The sequence below is a fragment of the Catenovulum sp. SX2 genome, assembly GCF_052056295.1.
Lineage (GTDB): Bacteria > Pseudomonadota > Gammaproteobacteria > Enterobacterales > Alteromonadaceae > Catenovulum.
Genome location: NZ_CP182493.1, coordinates 979821 through 999863, shown reverse-complemented (window position 1 = coordinate 999863; position 20043 = coordinate 979821). Strand labels below are relative to the sequence as shown.

At 40.1% G+C, this 20043-nt stretch carries 11 protein-coding genes; 10 read left to right on the top strand and 1 reads right to left on the bottom strand.

All coding sequences use genetic code 11. The annotated features are described in order from the left end of the window. The first annotated feature begins 169 nt into the window (after positions 1 to 169). The 9 genes from ACMZOO_RS04120 (at position 170) to ACMZOO_RS04080 (ending at position 15290) form a co-directional block, all read left to right on the top strand. Positions 170 to 2827: a nitrate reductase gene (locus ACMZOO_RS04120; protein WP_440905520.1), complete on the top strand. Its 2658-nt coding sequence runs from the start codon at positions 170 to 172 to the stop codon at positions 2825 to 2827. A 953-nt stretch (positions 2828 to 3780) separates the two neighbouring features. After that, positions 3781 to 4770, top strand: coding sequence for a glycosyl transferase family protein (locus tag ACMZOO_RS04115; protein WP_440905519.1), 990 nt, complete (start codon positions 3781 to 3783; stop codon positions 4768 to 4770). Between the two features lie 209 nt (positions 4771 to 4979). After that, complete coding sequence (locus tag ACMZOO_RS04110) at positions 4980 to 6176, top strand: alginate export family protein (RefSeq protein ID WP_440905518.1); 1197 nt, start codon at positions 4980 to 4982, stop codon at positions 6174 to 6176. A gap of 358 nt (positions 6177 to 6534) precedes the next feature. Further along, positions 6535 to 7338 carry a uroporphyrinogen-III C-methyltransferase gene (gene cobA, locus ACMZOO_RS04105; protein ID WP_440905517.1) on the top strand — a complete coding sequence of 268 codons (804 nt, stop codon included), beginning with the start codon at positions 6535 to 6537 and terminating at the stop codon, positions 7336 to 7338. 13 nt (positions 7339 to 7351) lie between these two features. After that, positions 7352 to 9910: a nitrite reductase large subunit NirB gene (gene nirB / locus ACMZOO_RS04100; protein WP_440905516.1), complete on the top strand. Its 2559-nt coding sequence runs from the start codon at positions 7352 to 7354 to the stop codon at positions 9908 to 9910. A gap of 10 nt (positions 9911 to 9920) precedes the next feature. Further along, a complete protein-coding gene (gene nirD / locus ACMZOO_RS04095; protein ID WP_440905515.1) occupies positions 9921 to 10247 on the top strand; it encodes a nitrite reductase small subunit NirD in 327 nt (108 codons plus the stop codon). Positions 10248 to 10388: 141 nt separating this feature from the next. Beyond that, entirely contained in the window at positions 10389 to 11900 is a 1512-nt protein-coding gene (locus ACMZOO_RS04090; RefSeq protein ID WP_440905514.1) for an MFS transporter, read from the top strand. Positions 11901 to 11942: 42 nt separating this feature from the next. Further along, positions 11943 to 13412, top strand: a complete 1470-nt coding sequence (locus tag ACMZOO_RS04085) for a NarK family nitrate/nitrite MFS transporter (RefSeq protein WP_440905513.1) — start codon at positions 11943 to 11945, stop codon at positions 13410 to 13412. Positions 13413 to 13577: 165 nt separating this feature from the next. After that, positions 13578 to 15290 carry a protein kinase domain-containing protein gene (locus tag ACMZOO_RS04080; protein ID WP_440905512.1) on the top strand — a complete coding sequence of 571 codons (1713 nt, stop codon included), beginning with the start codon at positions 13578 to 13580 and terminating at the stop codon, positions 15288 to 15290. Positions 15291 to 15349: 59 nt separating this feature from the next. Here the strand turns inward: ACMZOO_RS04080 and ACMZOO_RS04075 are convergent, their stop codons facing one another. Continuing rightward, a complete protein-coding gene (locus tag ACMZOO_RS04075; protein ID WP_440905511.1) occupies positions 15350 to 17857 on the bottom strand; it encodes a GGDEF/EAL domain-containing response regulator in 2508 nt (835 codons plus the stop codon). A gap of 411 nt (positions 17858 to 18268) precedes the next feature. Between ACMZOO_RS04075 and ACMZOO_RS04070 the strand changes: the two genes are divergently transcribed. Beyond that, on the top strand, positions 18269 to 20038 hold the full coding sequence (locus tag ACMZOO_RS04070) for an Lcl domain-containing protein (protein WP_440905510.1): 1770 nt from the start codon (positions 18269 to 18271) through the stop codon (positions 20036 to 20038). Positions 20039 to 20043: the final 5 nt, after the last annotated feature.

The following is a 20043-nucleotide window of genomic DNA, read 5'->3' as shown; positions in this document are numbered from 1 at the left end:
AGTGAATTTGAATTAAAATCCTTTTAAATCATGTAGTTATTAAAGTTGGTATAGGTGTTGCATTTTATAACTTGTTCCCGAAGGCGGGCAGTCATGAAGAACCTATTCTTGAGTGTTTATGTTAAGAATTCCAATGGCGGAATCTTAACCAAATTTAGGTAAGAATTTGATGAACGAAACAGCAGTAAGATTGAAACAAACCACTTGTCCGTATTGTGGTGTTGGATGCGGCATCGACGTTAAAGTTGATGGGCAGACGCTAACTCAAGTGACAGGTTCTTCAGAACATCCCGCCAATTATGGGCGTTTATGTGTTAAAGGCTCATCCGTATTAGAAACGAATGATGTATCAGGGCGATTACTGCAGCCTATGATAGGGGATTCACAAGTTTCTTGGGATGAAGCAATTAACCATGTTGCGAGTGGCTTCAATAAAGTTATTGAAGAATTCGGTCCACAAGCAGTCGCGTTTTATGTGTCTGGTCAATTATTGACTGAAGACTATTATGTCGCGAACAAATTGATGAAAGGTTATATCGGCAGTGCCAATATAGATACTAACTCTCGTTTATGTATGTCGTCAGCTGTAGCTGGTTATAAACGTGCGTTCGGCTCAGATACTGTTCCGTGTAACTATGAAGATTTAGAAGATACAGATTTATTGGTTTTAACAGGCTCCAACGCCGCTTGGACACACCCAGCGCTGTTCCAACGTATGGAAAGAGCCAAAATGTTAAACCCAGATATGAAAGTTGTGGTGATTGATCCTCGCCAAAGTGCAACCACAGAGTTGGCTGACTTACATATCGCAATTAAACCAGGTAGCGATGTTGCCTTGTTTAACGGTTTATTAAACTACTTACATCAACACGATTGTATTGATCAAAATTATGTAAATAGTTTTACCGAAGGTTTTGATACAGCACTAGCTAATAGCCAACAATGGACTATTGAGCGTGTGGCTGAATATTGTGATTTGCCAATTGAGCAAGTGACAACTTATTACCAGTGGTTTGCGAAAAGCCCAACTGCAATTACTTTTTATTGCATGGGGGTGAATCAATCATCACAAGGTACAGATAAATGTAACGCTATTATTAACTGTCATTTAGCCACTGGTAAAGTCGGTAAAAAAGGCAGTGGTCCATTCTCTATTACGGGGCAACCTAATGCTATGGGTGGCCGTGAAGTAGGTGGTTTAGCTAATATGCTAGCTGCTCATATGGACATTGAAAATCCACAACACCGTGAGTATGTGCAAACATTCTGGCGTTCTCCACGCATTGCAGATCAAACTGGCGCTAAAGCGGTTGATATGTTTGCTAAAGTGAAAAGTGGCGAAATTAAAGCCATTTGGATTATGGCGACTAACCCAGCTGTAAGTTTGCCAAACGGTAATGAAGTGGCACAAGCGTTAAAAGACTGTCCATTAGTTGTGGTTTCTGATTGTAATGAAAATACTGATACCTCTGAATGGGCGAATGTACGTTTACCAGCAACAGGTTGGTCAGAGAAAAACGGTACAGTAACCAATTCTGAGCGTCGAATTTCACGCCAACGTGGCATTATGCCACCATCTGGCCAAGCTAAACACGATTGGCAAATTATCAGTGAAGTGGCGCGAGCTATGGGTTTTGCTTCTGGCTTTAAATATACTCATCCAGCGGAAATTTTTGATGAACATGCGCGTTTATCTGGTTATGAAAATAACGGTAGCCGTGATTTTGATATCACAGGTTTAGCGGGTTTATCCGAAGCTGAATATGACAAATTACGTCCTGTTCAATGGCCGGTAAACCGTGAAAACCCGAATGGCTGTGCGCGTATGTTTGAAAACGGCCGTTTTTATACTAAATCGGGTAAAGCTCAGTTTATTACAACTGAAGCAAAAGCACCTGTTCAGCAAACTTGTAACGATTATCCATTTGTATGTAACTCAGGTCGAGTACGTGACCAATGGCATACTATGACACGTACAGGTAAAGCGGCTAAATTAACTGCGCACGTTTCTGAAGCATTTGTAGCAATTCACCCAAATGATGCAGAAAAACTTAACTTAGTTGATGGTCAAATCGCTCAGTTAACTTCTAAATTTGGACAAGCGTTATTGCGTGTTCAATTTGATCAAGGTCAGCGCCAAGGCGAAGTATTTGTGCCTATGCACTGGAATAAACAGTTTGCATCACAAGCGAATATTAACCGCTTATTTGCACCTGTTGTTGACCCTATTTCAGGTCAGCCTGAGCTTAAACATGCAGCAATCGCTATTGAAGCTTATCAAGCTGATTTTTATGCAGTTGCTTATAGTCGCCATGCAATGCAGGCAAATACTGAATACTGGTCGAAAGCGCCAAACCAAGCGGGTGAACAGTTATTGTTCGCCGGCCAAGGTGAGGTTAATGACTGGTTAGATTGGTGTCAAAAACATACAGCTGCTCAAGGTGAGTGGTTACGGGTTGAAAACAACAATGATAAGTCATTTAAAGTTGTTTGTTATACCCAAGGTCAGTTAGAGTTTGTTTGTTATATTCAAGCTACGCCATTTACTGAAGACATGAGCTGGTTAAGTGAAATGTTTATGTTGCAGGTATTTGACCGCGAAGAGGTTAAAGCACTTGTTTCTGGCATTCCTACTCCTGAAGTGGCTAAAGGTCGTCAAATTTGTAGTTGTTTTAAAGTGGGCGAGAAACAAATTATCGAAGCTATTGTTGATTATGGTGACGATACTGTTGAGAAGTTGGGTGATCGCCTACAATGCGGCACTAACTGTGGTTCATGTAAAACTGATTTAAGTGGTTTAATTAAAAGCCATTGTAAAAGCTGCTAATTAACGGCAGTGATAGAGCGCGATATTGTTCTGGATATTGCGCTTTAATATCCTTTCTCTTTCGATTTTCCCTGCAGGTTTTGAGTTATAAGGCTGGTTGCTGCAAGTTAGGGCACTTATGCTCAATAAGGTAAATGGGGAATCTCTCACAAAAACGCTTCAAGGCCGTCCGTGGCTCGCTCGCACAAAACATCCCTGTTTTGTGAAGTTTTGCTCGAGACACACCCATCCACCTTATTTCTGATTGTTGTTGCTGTACTACCGTTGTCTTATATACCTAGAAAAACAAGGTGACCGTGAACATATTTTTGAGGAACCGTAAAATAATATGAGATTCCGAACTTATCCTTAATTCTTTTTGTAGAGTGTATCCAAGCAGAGCTGAATACGTGATATGAACAAGAGTTAGATTCAGCATTACGTATCAAATTTAACGTATCTAGACAAAAATTGTCGGAGTCGGGGACTAACAATCAGTGCTTTACTAACGCGCAAACTAAGCTTGCGTTAGTGAACAATCGAAAGAATTCAACTAAAAAACTTTGAGTACCGCTCATTCATCAGAAAACTGCATAAATTTAGCTGACGTTGCACCGATAAGTTTTAGCCGCAACACCAAATGCGAATAAGGCGGATGGATGTGTTGCGGACAAAACTTCAAAAGATAGGGATATCTTTTGGGAGCGGCTCAGGGATGAGTTTAAAGCGATTTTGGACGTAATACTCCATCGACCTTATGGTTTGTTTTGCACATACTTTCAGCAACGCGACACGTTTTTGTGAGAGATTCCCCATTTACCTTATGAGCATAGTTGCACCTACATTGAAGCAGTAGGGATTGCGGACAGGCTATCAAAAGGCCGTTAACTAAAAAACTCACATAGAAGCTCTACTTTTGCACGCCCATTGACGTAAAATACCCAACAAACGCACAGACTTAATTGAGGTTAGCTATGCAAACAGAATTTAAACAATACATAAAAATGGTTGGCCGCGGGCAAAGAGCTGGAGAGCTGCTCAACAAAGAACAAGCATTTGATGCCATGCAACAAATGCTAGAAGATAAAGTGAGCCCAGAGCAACTTGGCGCATTTTTAATGCTAATGCGCGTGCGTGAAGAAACAGCCGAAGAACTTGCAGGTTTTGTAGAAGCATGTCGCACAACAGTGCAAAGCGAATTTACTGAACTAAATATTGATTTGGACTTAGGCTGTTACGCAGGTAAACGCCGCCATTTACCCTGGTTTTTATTGGCCGTTATAGCATTTGCACAATCAGGGCGCAGAGTATTTATTCACGGCACGGCTGAACCTGAATCACAGCGCTTATATGTAAAAGAAGCACTCCAGTTTTTTGGCATTGAACCCGCCACAAACAAACAAAATGCAGAACAACAGCTAAATAAGTTTGGTTTTTGTTATGTAGAGTTGGCTGATTTAAACAAACCACTGGATAAACTCATTCAATTACGCGCTTTATTTGGTTTACGCTCGGCTGCTAACACGTTGGCACGAATGTTGAATCCTAGTAAAGCAAAACACAGTTTGCATGGTGTACATCACAGAAACTTTGATATACGTCATGTTGATGCAGCACAAATGTGCAATGATGCAAGTGTAGTGTGCTTTCGTGGGGAAGGCGGTGAAACTGAGTTTAACCCAGAGCGAGAAGTCACATTACATTATTTTAAGCAAGGTCAAAAAGGCGAGCTTAAAATGCCTGCTTTGTTGGAAAACTGGCAAATCAAACCAAGAGAGTTAGATTTGGCACAGTTACAACAAGTCTGGTTGAATCAAGTTGATAACAACTATGCACAGCAAGCTGTAATTGGCACATTAGCGATATTTTTATTAACAACCGATGCCGTAGCCACGGTTGAAGAGGCGATACAACAAGCTGAAGACATTTGGCAGCACAGAAGTGCAACTTGGCCACTAGGCTAAAACATTAGCAAATTCATTCCTACCAAGCGCTGGTCAGTTGGCCAGTGCTTCTTATCTTTTTTTGTTTATAAGTCTTTGAAAAATAAAATAAATTATCTAAAATATGTGTTGACAGGCTAAACCTAAATCACTTAATCTAGCCCTGCGTCTGAGCATCCAGCATCACTTTCAAGAAACGAATTTTTTATATTGTTATTTGGGAGTGACCTATGGAACTTAAAAAATCTAAACTAGCATTAACTCTAGCATCTGTATTAAGCGCTGGATTTATGTCTACCTCTGCAATGGCTGCAGATTCATTAGCAACAGCTTTCAAAGAAGGTACTGCTTTTGGCGATTTTCGTTTACGTTACGAAGATGCTGAAATTGGTGCAACTGATGGAAGTGCGTTGACTTTCCGTACGCGCCTTGGTTTTAAAACCGCTGCTGTGTCTGGTTTTTCAGCTCTAGTTGAGTTTGAAGATAACCGTCAAGTATTAGGTGAAGATGATTACAACACTGCACTTGCTGGTGTTGATAAAGGCAAAGCTGAAATATCAGATCCAGAATTTACCGAATTGGAGCAAGCATATATTGCCTATGCTAATGGTGGCTTTTCAGCAAAATTAGGTCGTCAAGTTATTACTTTAGATGGTCATCGTCATGTTGGTCATGTTGGTTGGAGACAAGATAGACAAACCTTCGATGCGTTGAATGTTGGTTTCAAATCAGGCGACTTCAATGCGACTCTTGCATATGTATACAAGCACAACCGTATCTTTGGTGAAGTGAGAGATGTTGATGCAGATACTATCTTAGTTAATTTATCTTACGATACTGGTTTTGGTAAAGCTGTAGCTTACGGTTATCAAATTGCCCCAGAAGCAACTCAAGAAGTGGATACTTACGGTGTTAGTTTTACAGGCGCGACAGGCGGTGATGTTAAGTTTTCTTACTCGGCTGAATACGCAGTTCAAGACAACAAAACACTAGATATAGACACTAGCTACTTAGCGTTAGAATTAGGTGCTACCTTCTCAGGCTTTACCGTAAAAGTTGGTCAAGAAACTTTGGGTTCAGATGATGGTAATGGGCATTTTATAACTCCATTAGCAACTTTGCATAAGTTTAATGGCTTTGCCGATGTGTTCTTGGGTCATACCTTTAACTCTCCAGCAACAGGTATGGGTTTAGTAGACACATATGCTTTTGTTGGGACTAAAGTTGGAGGTGTTGCACTAAAAGCTTTTTACCATACTTTTGATTCAGATGAAGGTTCATTAGATTACGGTGATGAAATTGACTTTGTTGCCGCAACTAAATTTGGATCTTACACCACAGGTCTGAAATATGCGACTTATAGTGCTAAAGATGGTTCTTACGCAGACACTGACCGTTTATGGGTTTGGGTTGAAACCAGCTTCTAAGATGCATAATTACTAAATGTTTAAACATTTTAAATAAAAACAGCAGCTTAGGCTGCTGTTTTTCGTTATTTATTTTGGGTTGCACTAATAGTGTGCATCGCCTGGTACTATTTATGGTATTGATTTGGTCTATTTGGGTGCACTCTTGGTGCGACATGCTTCTTAAAAGTGAAATAGTCTGATAAAAGCAAGGGATATACATTATATGCCCTGGTCAGTTAAGGTGTCTTAAATTCTTATTTTTTAATAAAAACCCTTTTAAATCATAGTGAAAGAACCTGTTTTTATAGGGTGTTTTATTGTTGGCATTGCTTTTGCTTTGTTAGGTTATCGATTTAGTTACTTAGCTTGTGCAAAGATGTTTAAGTTAGTAAAACAAGACAGCAGTGTTGGTAAGGTTTCTCTTGTGGGAGCTGGTCCGGGTGATGCAGATTTGCTCACTATTAAGGCGCTCAGATGTATTCAAACAGCTGATATTATTTTATACGATCGTTTGGTCAGTGAAGATATACGCAGCTTGTTTCCTGCCTCTACTCCAGCTTTTTATGTTGGTAAAGCAATGGGCAATCATTGCATTCCACAGGATAAGCTAAACGAACTTCTCGTCGAAAAAGCACAAAAAGGCTTTAACATTTGTCGTTTAAAAGGCGGTGACCCGTTTGTATTTGGTCGCGGTGGCGAAGAAATGTTAGTGCTCAAGCAAGCTGGAATTGAAGTTGAAGTTGTGCCAGGTGTTACTTCAGGTATTGGTGCAGCAAGTTACTCAGGTATTCCAGTTACGCATCGTGGTCTATCACAAGCTTGTACTTTCGTAACTGCACATGCAGAAAAAACGTTGAACATTGATTGGCAAGCTTTAGCTCGTCTTAATCACACTTTGGTATTTTATATGGGATTAAGCAAGTTGCCGGAAATTCACCAGCAGCTTGTTGCTCACGGTTTGGCAGCTGACACACCAGCAGCGCTGATTGAAAATGGTTGCCGCAAAGAGCAAAGAGTATTTACAGGGACAGTGTCTAATTTAGAGCAATTGGCTAAGCAACATAAGTTGCAAACTCCTACGTTAGTGGTTGTTGGTCAAGTGGTTGAATTAGCAGAATCACTTCATTGGTTTGGACAACTGACCAGTGAAAATTCTGAATGGACGCAGTTGTCAGCTTAATAGAGGGTAAATAATGAGCAAGCAAAAAATTATTGTTGTTGGTAATGGTATGGTGGGTCACAAGTTCATCGAAAATATGATTGAACACCCGGATTACGACCAATACGAAGTAGTTACTTTTTCCGAAGAGCCGCGTCTAGCATATGACCGTGTACAGCTTTCATATTACTTTGCTGGTAAAACAGTAGATGAGTTAATGCTGACGTCTCCTGATTATTATGATGAAAACGGCGTCCGTTTTATTGTAAGTGACAAGGTCGTTAACATTGACCACGCTAACAAAAAAGTCGTCACAGCAAGTGGTCGTGAAGAATCTTACGATAAACTAATCTTAGCAACTGGTTCATATCCATTTGTCCCACCAATCCCAGGTAAAGACCAAGAGCATTGTTTGGTTTACCGTACCATCGAAGACTTAGAAGGCATGACTGCTTCTGCTAAAGTTAGTAAAGTGGGTGTTGTTGTTGGTGGTGGTTTATTAGGTTTAGAAGCTGCAAACGCACTTAAAAACTTAGGTTTAGAAACTCACGTTGTTGAATTTGCGCCTCGCTTGATGGCTGTTCAATTGGATGAAGGTGGCGGTCAGTTACTTCGTTCAAAAATTGAAGCTTTAGGTGTAAGTGTTCACACTGAAAAAAATACCACTGAGATTGTAGCTGGTGAAACTTGCCGTTACCGCATGAATTTTGCTGACGGTAGCCACATTGAAACAGATGTAATTTTATTCTCTGCTGGTATTCGTCCACAAGACGAGTTAGCACGTCAATTTGATATCGAAATTGGTCCTCGTGGCGGTATCGTTATCGACAACAACTGTTTAACTTCTGCTAAAGATGTTTACGCAATTGGTGAATGTGCTTTATGGGACGGCAAAATCTTTGGTCTAGTAGCTCCTGGTTACAACATGGCTAAAGTTGCAGTTTCGCACATCACAGGTGGTGATCTAGCGTTTGAAGGCGCAGACATGAGTACTAAACTTAAATTATTAGGTGTTGATGTTGCAAGTATCGGTGATGCTCAAGCACGTACCCCTGGTTGTTTAAGCTATACATATTCAGATGGCCACGCAGGTGTTTACAAACGTTTAGTTGTATCTGCTGACAACAAAAAAGTAATTGGCGCTGTATTGGTAGGTGATGTAGAAGCCTACGGTAACTTATTGCAAATGATGTTAGGTGACATCGAAATCCCTGGTTCGCCAGAAGCCTTAATTCTACCGTCTATCGATGGTGCGGCTCCGGCTCTAGGTGTAGATGCATTACCTGACAGTGCGCAAATTTGTTCGTGTCATGACGTAACAAAAGGCGATATTTTTGAAGCAGTTAAAGGCGGTTGCACTGATTTATCTGGTATTAAATCATGCACTAAAGCGGTAACTGGTTGTGGTGGTTGTGCCGCTATGACAACACAAGTTATGAACGCTGCTTTAACTGAAATGGGTGTTGAGGTTGATGACAGCCTTTGTGAGCATTTCTCTTATACACGTCAAGAAATCTTCGACATTATCCGTGTTAAAGACATCAAGTCTTTTGATGAATTATTAGAATCACACGGTCAAGGTCATGGTTGTGAAATCTGTAAACCAGCTATAGGTTCAATGTTAGCAACACATTGGAACGAATATGTATTGGACGACAAGCATATTGGTTTACAAGACACTAACGACATTTTCTTAGCTAACATGCAACGTGACGGAACTTACTCTGTTGTTCCTCGTATTGCTGGTGGTGAAATTACCCCTGAGCAATTAATTGTTTTAGGTGAAGTAGGCCGTGACTTTGGTTTATATACCAAAATTACTGGTGGTCAACGTATCGACTTCTTCGGTGCTCAACTACATGAACTTCCACCAATTTGGGAACGTTTAGTTGAAGCTGGCTTCGAAACTGGTCACGCTTACGGCAAATCATTACGTACAGTTAAGTCTTGTGTTGGTTCTACTTGGTGTCGTTACGGTATGTTGGATTCAGTTTCAATGGCCGTTAACTTAGAGATGCGTTACAAAGGTTTACGCTCTCCACACAAATTAAAAATGGCTGTTTCAGGCTGTACCCGTGAATGTGCTGAAGCACAAGGTAAAGACGTAGGTGTAATTGCAACTGATAAAGGTTGGAACTTATATCTATGTGGTAACGGTGGTATGAAACCGCGTCATGCAGACTTATTCGCGCAAGATCTCGACGATGAAACATTGATTAAGTATATCGACCGCTTCTTTATGTTCTATTGCCGCACAGCAGACAAGTTACAACGTACTTCTGTATGGATGGATAACTTAGAAGGTGGTATCGAGTATTTACATGAAGTTATCGTTGAAGACAAATTAGGTATCTGTGAAGAATTAGAAGCAGATATGGCACGTGTAATCGACACTTACGAATGTGAGTGGAAGAAAACATTAAATAGCCCAGAGCGCTTAAAACGATTCGCTCACTTTATTAACTCAGACTTAACCGATGACAACTTAGCTTACGTTGAAATGCGTGGTCAGGCCAAAGGCCGCATCGCAACTGACGAAGAGCGTCAAAAGTTGGCCAAAGGTGTAGAAATAGAAACAGTTGAAGTAGTTTAAGGTGACGAACATGAGCGAATGGAAAGATATTTGTAAATTTAGCGATTTGGCAGCCAATACAGGTGTATGTGCTTTGCACAATAACGAGCAAGTAGCAATTTTCCGCGTTGGAAAAGAGCAAAAAGTATATGCCATTTCAAATTACGACCCGATTGGTAAAGCAAACGTTTTATCACGCGGTATTATTGGCGACATTAAAGGCAAGTTAGTTGTAGCTTCGCCTTTATATAAACAACACTTCTGTTTAGAAACAGGTGAATGTTTAGAAGAACCTGAAAACTCAGTAAAAGCCTATCAAGTTAGAGTTGAGGGTGAGTCAGTTCAGTTAATTGGCTAAATTCAACATGTCTACTAGGAGAAAACAACATTTTGTTGTTTTCTCCTTTTTCTTATTATTCCTATAAAAATCAAACCTAACACACTGTCAACCTTTATAAGGCTGAGGTGCTTTTGTGTTATTTGAATGTGGTATCTAACAATGAATACTGGATCTATAAAACAAAACTTCTTATCGCTAAAAGGGCGCGCAAAAATCTTACATAGCACTTGGTTAGCGTTTTTTATCACCTTTTTGGTGTGGTTTAACCATGTACCGTTAATGTCGACAATCAAATCCAGTATGGGATTATCTGATCTGGAAGCGAAAATTCTCTTAATATTAAATGTCGCTTTAACCATTCCTGCTCGTATAGTGACCGGGATGTTAGTCGATAAATACGGCCCACGTTTAACTTACTCTGCGTTATTAGCCGTTAGTGCTGGACTGTGTTTCTTTTTCGCTTTTGCTCAATCTTTCGAAACCTTGGCGTTGGCCAAGTTTTTAATGGGGTTTGTTGGTGCAGGTTTTGTCATCGGTATTCGTATGATAAGCGAATGGTATCCTTCAAATCAATTAGGTTTGGCTGAAGGTTTATATAAAGGTTTAGGTAATGTAGGCTCGGCTGTTGCTGCTGGCACGCTTGTATATGTAGCCAGTTTATTTGGTGGTGAAGATAATTGGCGATATGCAATTGCGACAACCGGGGTGATTGCTCTTGTATATTCAGTTTTTTACTACAATGCAGTTACTGATACGCCCGCAGGTTCTACTTATTTCAAACCAAATAAATCGGGTGGACTGGAGTTAACAAGTAAATTCGATTTTGTTTTCTGTATTTTATTCAATATTCCGATGTTGTTAGCATTAGGCGTGTTAACTTGGCGTGTTACCGACTCGGGTATTGTTGCTGGAACGGGACAAGCAGTTGTAAGTGGTGCGGGTTTAATTAGTGATGAAGTGTCTTACGCCATTTACGCACTATTATTGGGCTTATTTGCATTACAAACGTATAAATTGTTCCAAGTTAATAACGAAATGTTGCAGTCAAAACCAATAAATCCACTGCTACGCTACAAGTTTAAACAAGTTGCAATTTTAAGCATCGGATATGCGGTCACTTTTGGTGCAGAATTATCAGTAATTTCTATGCTAGCTCAATACTTTGAGAATCAATTCTTAGTTAGTGCTGCGGCTGCGGGCATTTTTGGTGCATGTTTTGCTGCTGTAGACGTTTTATCTTGTCCATCAGGTGGTTTAATTAGTGATAAATTTGGACGCAAAAAGCCGCTGATTATATTGCTGACAGGAGCTGCTATAGGTTTCTTCACTATGTCGATGATTACGCCTGAATGGCCTTTGCCTACGGTAGTTGCGACTATGATGTTATGTTCATTTTTCTTAGGTTCTGCCGCAGGATGTGTGTTTGCTGTGGTTCCTTTAGTTAAAAGAAAACTAACTGGGCAAATAGCTGGCACGGTTGGTGCATATGGCAACGTAGGTGCCGTTGGCTTTCTGTTAGTATTTTCATTTGTCACACCATCAATATTTTTTGTGACAATTGCAGTTAGCATTGCATTTGCTGCTTTATGCTCAGTGTTCTTAGATGAGCCAAGCAATAAAATGGCAGAAGTATTACCAGATGGTTCGGTTCAACTAATTGAAGTGCACTAAGCACACGAAAGAATTATTAACTTAGACGAGGTTTTATTCACAATGGATAACAACACAAAATTCAATATTTTCTCAATGCAAGGGAAGATGAAAGTGCTCCATATGTCTTGGATAGCATTTTTCATCACGTTTGTAGTTTGGTTTAACCACGCCCCATTATTAGGCGCAATTAAAGAATCTTTAGGTTTAACCGCAGCTCAAGCAAAAACACTTTTGATTTTAAATGTTGCTTTAACTATCCCTGCTCGAATTATTATTGGTATGTTGACCGACAAGTTTGGCCCTCGTCGTGTTTATTCTGCGTTGTTATTCATTTGTGCTTTTCCATGTTTTATGTTCGCCTTCTCGACAACCTTCGAAATGGCGGCATTATCACGTTTATTATTAGGTTTCATCGGTGCTGGTTTCGTAATTGGTATTCGTATGGTGAGTGAGTGGTTCCCACACAATGAATTAGGTACTGCTGAAGGTATTTATGGTGGTTGGGGTAACTTCGGTTCTGCTGCTGCTTCTTTCACTTTACCTGTATTAGCTTTATGGATTGGTGGTGACGACGGTTGGAGATACGCAATTGCATCTACCGGTGTTTTGTGTATTTTCTGGTCGTTTGTTTACTACAACACAGTAAGTGATACACCTAAAGGTTCTACTTATTTCCGTCCGAAAAACATTGGTGGTATGGAAGTAACAAGTAAAGGTGACTTTGCATTCTTAGTTGTAATGAAACTTCCTATGTATTTTGCACTTGCATTGTTAACTTGGAAATTATCGCCAGAGGGAGTGTCGTTAATTTCTGAAACTGCTGCAGTATTAGCTTACGTTGGTTTAGTTTTACTATTTGTTATCGACTGTTACAAAGCATACGATGTTAACCGTGAAATTTTTGTTAAACCAGTTCCTGAAATTCAACGTTACAAATTTAAACAAGTAGCTGTTTTAAATATCTTGTATTTTGCAACTTTTGGTTCTGAATTAGCAGTAGTTTCTATGTTACCTTTATTCTTCGCTGAAACTTTCGGTTTATCAGCTATTGTTGCGGGTATGGTTGCTTCTGCTTACGCATTCATGAATTTAATGTCTCGTCCGGGCGGTGGTTTAATCTCTGATAAATTTGGTCGTAAGAAAACATTACTTATCCTAACTGCTGGTTTAGCCGTTGGTTATTTCGTAATGAGCTTAATTGATGCAACATGGCCTGTATGGGTAGCGGTTGTTGCTGCTATGGCTTGTTCATTCTTCGTTCAAGCGGGTGAAGGTGCAGTATTTGCGGTAGTACCACTAATCAAGCGTCGTTTAACTGGTCAAATCGCGGGTATGACTGGTGCTTACGGTAATGTTGGTGCGGTAACTTACTTAACTATCTTCTCTATGGTTGAGCCTTCAACTTTCTTCTTGGTGATAGCTGCAACAGCTGTACTTGGTTTTGCAACTCTATTATTGATGGAAGAGCCTTCTGGCCACATGGCTGAAGTACGTGAAGATGGTTCAGTTGAACTAATTAAAGTTAGTTAATTTAATAATACTTAATTCACTTTTTGGATTTACCCTCAGGTGGAGTTCTGTTTTATACAGGCTCCACCTTCTCGCATCTATAGGACGATGAATTTTTAAGATTTACTTTATTTTGATGATTTTGTACTGTGCGAAGTTAACCTACACCCTTTAGAGAGAACAACAATGAAAAAACAATTAAAGGTCGAGATTGGTGGTGCAACTAAAGCTGGGGTGAAACCAGTCAATCAAGATGCATTTGCAGCTAAAACCCCAAAGGGTCAAGCACTCGAGTTTAAAGGGGTGGTCGCTTCTGTTGCCGATGGCATTAGCAGTAGTAAACGTTCGCAAGAAGCTGCGCAACTGTCTGTGACTCAATTTATAAGTGATTATTACGAAACACCCGATACTTGGAATGTCAACAAATCTGCTGCACGTATTTTAACCGCGCTTAATTCTTGGTTATATAACAAAAACAGTTATGCAGAAGATGATTCACTTGTATGTACTTTTTCTACTTTAGTTATCAAGTCTTGTACGGCGCACATTCTGCATGTTGGTGATAGCCGCATTTATAGATACCATCAAGGTGAATATTCGTGTGTTACCCGCGATCACGTGCACGGCAGTCGCTCGAATAATTTTTTGACTCGTGCTATGGGGATAGATAGTCACTTAGAAGTCGATTATCAAATGCTGTCGGATTTGGAAGAGGGCGACATATTTGTCATTTCAACCGATGGTTTCCATGAGTTTGTTGATGACAAAACTGTGGTTGAATATATTCACGCTTCAGAAAATCTAGAAAAGACAGCAGAAAGTTTAGTTGATATTGCACTAAAAAATGGCAGTCATGACAATGTAACTTGCGTGATTGTTCGAGTTGCCGAATTACCGCTAGAAGATGTGGAAGAGGCGCATAGGCGCTTAAGTAAATTAGTTATTCCACCTGTGCTGGATATAGGTCAGAGCATTGATGGTTTTACAGTTTGCCGAGTGTTATTTAGTGGCACACGTAGTCATGTGTTTTTAGTTGAAGATAAAGACAATAAGCAATATGCGCTTAAAATGCCATCACATAGTTTTAGGGAAGAGCCGGAGTACTTAGATGGATTTTTACGCGAGGAATGGATAGGCACAAGGCTAAATCATAGAAACGTGATGCGTATTCATGCAAGGCCAGAAAATAGCCCATTTATGTACCACTTGTGTGAATACTTGGGTGGACAAAATTTACGTCAGTGGATTGCCGATAATCCTAAACCGCATATAGATGAAGTACGTAAGATTATCACTGAAGTTGTCCATGCAATGCGCTATTTTCAACGTAATGGTATGGTGCATAGGGACTTAAAGCCAGAGAATGTCATCATTGATAAGTTTGGCCAAATTAAGGTTATCGACTTTGGTACAGTGTCTGTTGAAGGTTTAGAAGATATTAAAAATCCGATTCAAGAGACTTGCCCGGTAGGTTCAGTTGATTATATAGCGCCTGAATATCTAATGGGTGAAAAGGGCACGTTTCAAGCTGATTTATATTCTATTGCTGTGATGTTTTATGAAATGTACGTTGGTAAATTGCCGTTCGAAATTGGCAACTTACGCAATAAAATACCAGACAGTTATGAGTATTGGATATATAAGAGCGCTAGTTTACATCGCCCAGAAGTTCCTAAGTGGTTAGATGTAGCATTAGAAAAGGCGACATCGCCTAATCCTACTTATCGCCATCAAGCATTTTCTGAATTTTTGGCTGACATCAGCAAACCAAACCAAAACTTAATGTATCAACATGAAGCCCGTCCGTTAGTTGAACGAGATCCTGTGATGTTTTGGCAACTTAGTTGTGCGATCCTTTTGGTTACCAACCTACTGACCATTTACTGGATGTTTAAATAAACCTAGATGTCCTAAGAGTCGAAATAACCCAAGTTTTAGCCTTGGGTTATTCAGCTTATTTAAATCGGGGTAAATAATCGGCTAGTATCAATTGCTTGAGAGTGCTGTATGAAGGTTTCAATCGCCGCTGGTTTGGCGATATGGTAACCCTGAGCATAATCTATACCCAATTCTACAAGCAGGTCTAAGGTGTCTTGGTCTTCAACAAACTCGGCAACGGATACTTTGTTCAGCGATTTTGCAATATCATGAATTGCACGTACTAAAGCTAAATCAATTGGATCTGTTGTCATGTCTTTAACGAACGAACCATCTATTTTTACACTGTTAGCAGGTAATTGTTTTAGATAGGTAAAGGTGCTAAAACCAGTACCAAAATCATCAATTGAGAAATCACAGCCAATTTGTGTCAATCTTTCAATCATACGAACTGTACCTGCTAAATTGGTTAAACTGGCACTTTCGGTTAACTCAAAAATAATCCGTTTCGGATTTACTTTATATTGGCGGATTTTTTGCTCAATAAGTGGCGCTAATTTTTCGTCGCTAAATGCATGTGCAGATAGGTTAATCGCCATACGGGGAATTTGCGGATAATCAGCTAGATATTTGATTGCTTTGCCAACAACTTGGTGGTCTAACAGTTTAATATCGTCCGCTCTTTCTAAAGCTGGAATAAAGCTACCAGGGTAGATAAGTTTGTTATCTATATTCAACCTAACCAAAGCTTCATAATAGGCAACTTGGCCGGTTTTACACTGGATCACTGGCTGAAAGTGCAAGACAATTTGGTCGTTTATAATGGCTTGTTGCAGTTGGTGGATCCACTCAATGGTATCACGTAAATTTTCGCTATCCTGATCATTTTCTGAATAGACGTGAACTAGATCGCGACCACGACGTTTTGCAACATATAAAGCAATATCAGCTTGTTTTAAATATTCATGGCCATCTTTGGCGCTACCATTGATGCTAGCAACACCAACACTACAACTTAATTTATACACTTGGCCTTCAAATTGATAGTGACCCGATTTGACCGTTTCACATATTTGTTCAGCGAGTTCGTGAGCATCCAACATGCTTGAATGTGATAATAATAAAGCGAACTCGTCACCGCCAATTCGACACAATAAATCAGATTTACGAATTTTAGATTTGATTGCGTTAGCAACCTCTTTTAGCACCATATCGCCTTGATGATGGCCTTGTGAGTCGTTAATCACTTTAAAGTGATCTAAATCTATATAGAGTAGCGCATGCGGCCCTTCGCCTTTAGATGCTAATACGCTCAAACGGTTTAATTCGTTGTCAAAATAATAACGATTGTGTAAGTTGGTCAGCGTATCGTGTAGCGCTAAATGTTCTAATTTAAATTCGGCTTTTTTACGCTTGGTGATGTCGTCGATTGTCGCTGTTACCAGCCAGTTTTCTTCATCATCTTGAGTGGCGGAAAATCTACCTTCAACCCAGATATCAATCGAATCTAGGTGTTTAAGCTTAAACTCCAAAGTACAGTACTGTACTTTACCTGAAAAAATATCAGTTAAAGTATCTTCAACTATAGCTTCTTCGGCTTCAAACTTAGGACATACATATTCTATAAAGGGCTGGTTTAAGGTTGAATCAATTGTATGGCCTGTTAACTCACTCCAAGCTTTATTCAAGAAGTTAATTTCGCCTTTATGGCTAATTTCAATGACCACAGTGGTCATATTGTCGAGTAATTGCTGGTGAGCATTGGAAATTTCGCGATAAGCTTTTTCACGCTCGCGTAATTCTTGCACTTTGTCAGCGAATTGACGATTACTGATCATAAAGTCTTCACGACGTGAAGCGATTTCACAGACTCGTCTAAGTTGTTCTGCTCGAAAAGGTTTAGTGATAAAGTCTGCCGCACCTTGAATTATCATGGCTTCAGCCATGTCTATAGTGCCATGCGCTGTCATGATTATGACTGCCTGAGATGGATTTTTCGCCATGATATAATCCAGTACTTTTTCACCGGACAAACCAGGCAGCATAACGTCTAGCAGAACAATTTCGTAATTATTTCTATCCCAAAGTTCAATGCCACGTTCACCGGTTTCGGCTATGGTGACGTCAAATCTATGTTGCAGTATACGTTCAACGATTTCTTGGATTGACTCGTTATCTTCGACAACCAACATCGAAACTTTATCTGAAGTAGTGCGAGCGCCTGCTAGGGCATGGGTCAAAACTTGGTTGATTTGCTCAACTTCTTCATAAGGAAGAAGTTTATTGATACCGAATTCTCGTGCTGTTGTTTCGGCAATGTGTTCGCACCAAGTAGCAGCGAAGACGACAATAGGTATATCGGCTGCGCAGCGGAAAATCCCCGAGCGAACCATGCGCGATAATCGCCAGCCGTCGAGTCCTTCAATTTCTACATCAGAAACTAAGGCGTGAATTGTTTGACGGCGTAAACATTGAATCGCTTCTGTGCCACTTGTTGCACAAATAACATCGAACGTGCCTGTTGATTCGATAGTTTGTTGAATTTCTCTGCATTTTGCAGGATTGCTATTAACAAGTAGCAACTTCATTATATTGCTCTTCCTGATTTATTATCTTTTTCATATTTCGCGAGAACTTTAATCCAATTTGTCGGTAACTGAAAACCACTCATTTACTCCACTGACCTGTTTAGATTATTAAATGAGTATACGACACCGAGTCATATAGCCCCGCTCCATCTAGCTAGAAATAGCAAATTTATTGGTCAGATTAGCAAAAAAATATTCTAGGGGCGACACATTTTTGCCCTTGCTAAAAATTAATTTAGCTGAATATTGGTGAATTTGTAAATTTGTATAAAAGATTAAACGAATCAGAAAATACTCACTAGTTGGTACAGTCTTTGCGTTATTGGCACTATCTAAGAATTTTTTGAAAATTTGCACTTAAACGTCAGTTTTTTGACTTTGAGTGAGTTATGGCAGAGTAATGGGTCAAATATGTATATAGTTAATACGCTATTTAAAGCCTTAAAACTGGCATCAGGTTGCTTGCTAATCTTGGTGATTGTTGGCTGCTCTGGATCTTTGGGTACAAGTGACAAAGATGAAGACACAGAGCAAGTTTTAACCGTAGATATAGGTAGCGATTTTGAGGTATCTATTGGTACAGAAGCTTTTACTATTAATAGTGTGGTTAAAGGCGACAGTGGACCATTTGTTTATACTTGGCGCACCCAACCAGCCATTTTTGCCGAAGAAGCTTTGTCAGCGACTGATGCGCCATCTGTGCAATTTGAAATTCCAGAAGATTTGAATACCTTTACTGAAATTTTATTGTCTTTGACCGTCAATGATGCTGCGGGTAATGCAGCTTCAGACCAAATTATCATCACGTTAAGACCAGTTAATACTTTGCCGATCATTAACTTAACCTTAGACGATGCAGACAAAGTGGTAGATTCAGGCCAAGGTTTTAATTTTGTTGCCTCTTGGGTGGATGCCGAAGATGGTGAAAACGTCGCAAGTGCCAAACTTATGGTTGAACAACTATCCGGTATTGCATTAGAGAATTTGCCGGTTGACGGCATTTTAGCAACTTTTCCATTGTCAGATGATGCTTCGCCTGTTGCCGCGGCTGTGGCGGATGGTCAGTTTGTTAACGCATCAAGTCAAACTGTGACTTTGCGTTTTACGTTGGAGATCATAGACACCACAGGTGGTGTGCAAACCAAGTCGATTGACCTCGAAATTTTATCGGCAGCTGAGTCTGCGCCTGTGGTCAATGCTGGTAATAATCAAGTTGTTTACGAAGGACAACAAGTTACTTTAGCCGCTTCAACTGCCTCTACAGGCAATACTCAATATAGTTGGAAGCAGGTGGATGGAGAGCAACCTATTACGTTAACTGCGAGTCAAAACCCAATTGTGCAATTTGACGCACCAGATGTTGATGTCAGCACTGTGTTTGAGTTCCAAGTTGTCGTGACTAATACAGTGACAAACAGGCGAAATTCTGATTTTGTCCGTGTGACTGTTTTACCTATTTCTGCTTTTGATGGGCTAAATGATACTGGCATAACAACTTGCGCAGATGGCACAACTAATGAAGTGAATTGTGGGTTGACCAGCTATCCGCGACAAGATGCGCAATATGGTCGTGATCCAGCCGAACTTAGTACGGGTTTGCAAAAAACAGGTTCTGGGGAACTCGGATTTGATTTTTCTTTATTAGATGCTGATGGTGAAGAAATATTCTCTGGTACACCAAGTTGTATTCGCGACAATGTAACAGGTTTGATTTGGGAAATTAAAACCACCACAGGTTTACGCGCGCATACCCATACTTTTACCTGGTTTAATGATGGTGACTTAAATGGTGGCAATGAAGGTGCGGAAACTTCTATTGCGGCCAGTTGTTTTGTTGACTCGACTTTAACCAATTGTAATAGCCAAGAATATGTCTCGGCTGTGAATAGTGCCGGCATGTGTGGTGGTCATGACTGGCGTTTACCGACAGTCAATGAGCTAGTGTCTATTCTGAACTATGGCCAGACCGAAGATAAAATGGCGCTGGGTGGTGACAACACACAATTGTGGGCGAATCATGCAAAAACCTCTACGCCTTATTGGACAAGCTTGTCGGCTATTTTTGGTGTTGCGAACAGTAGCAGTCCAGAAGCGCTATCCGCTTGGGTGGTTAATTTATCCACGGGTGACGAAAGAGCTATTTTGAAATCTAGCACAGCTCATATCTTATTGGTTAGGTAGGTAAT

Bases quoted from the DNA above. Each gene is read 5' to 3' on its own strand.
- ACMZOO_RS04115 (WP_440905519.1), top strand. From the start codon at position 3,781: ATGCAAACAGAATTTAAACAATACATAAAAATGGTTGGCCGCGGGCAA.
- ACMZOO_RS04085 (WP_440905513.1), top strand. From the start codon at position 11,943: ATGGATAACAACACAAAATTCAATATTTTCTCAATGCAAGGGAAGATG.
- nirD (WP_440905515.1), top strand. From the start codon at position 9,921: ATGAGCGAATGGAAAGATATTTGTAAATTTAGCGATTTGGCAGCCAAT.
- nirB (WP_440905516.1), top strand. From the start codon at position 7,352: ATGAGCAAGCAAAAAATTATTGTTGTTGGTAATGGTATGGTGGGTCAC.
- ACMZOO_RS04110 (WP_440905518.1), top strand. From the start codon at position 4,980: ATGGAACTTAAAAAATCTAAACTAGCATTAACTCTAGCATCTGTATTA.
- ACMZOO_RS04090 (WP_440905514.1), top strand. From the start codon at position 10,389: ATGAATACTGGATCTATAAAACAAAACTTCTTATCGCTAAAAGGGCGC.
- ACMZOO_RS04070 (WP_440905510.1), top strand. From the start codon at position 18,269: ATGTATATAGTTAATACGCTATTTAAAGCCTTAAAACTGGCATCAGGT.
- ACMZOO_RS04075 (WP_440905511.1), bottom strand. From the start codon at position 17,857: ATGAAGTTGCTACTTGTTAATAGCAATCCTGCAAAATGCAGAGAAATT.
- cobA (WP_440905517.1), top strand. From the start codon at position 6,535: ATGTTTAAGTTAGTAAAACAAGACAGCAGTGTTGGTAAGGTTTCTCTT.
- ACMZOO_RS04120 (WP_440905520.1), top strand. From the start codon at position 170: ATGAACGAAACAGCAGTAAGATTGAAACAAACCACTTGTCCGTATTGT.
- ACMZOO_RS04080 (WP_440905512.1), top strand. From the start codon at position 13,578: ATGAAAAAACAATTAAAGGTCGAGATTGGTGGTGCAACTAAAGCTGGG.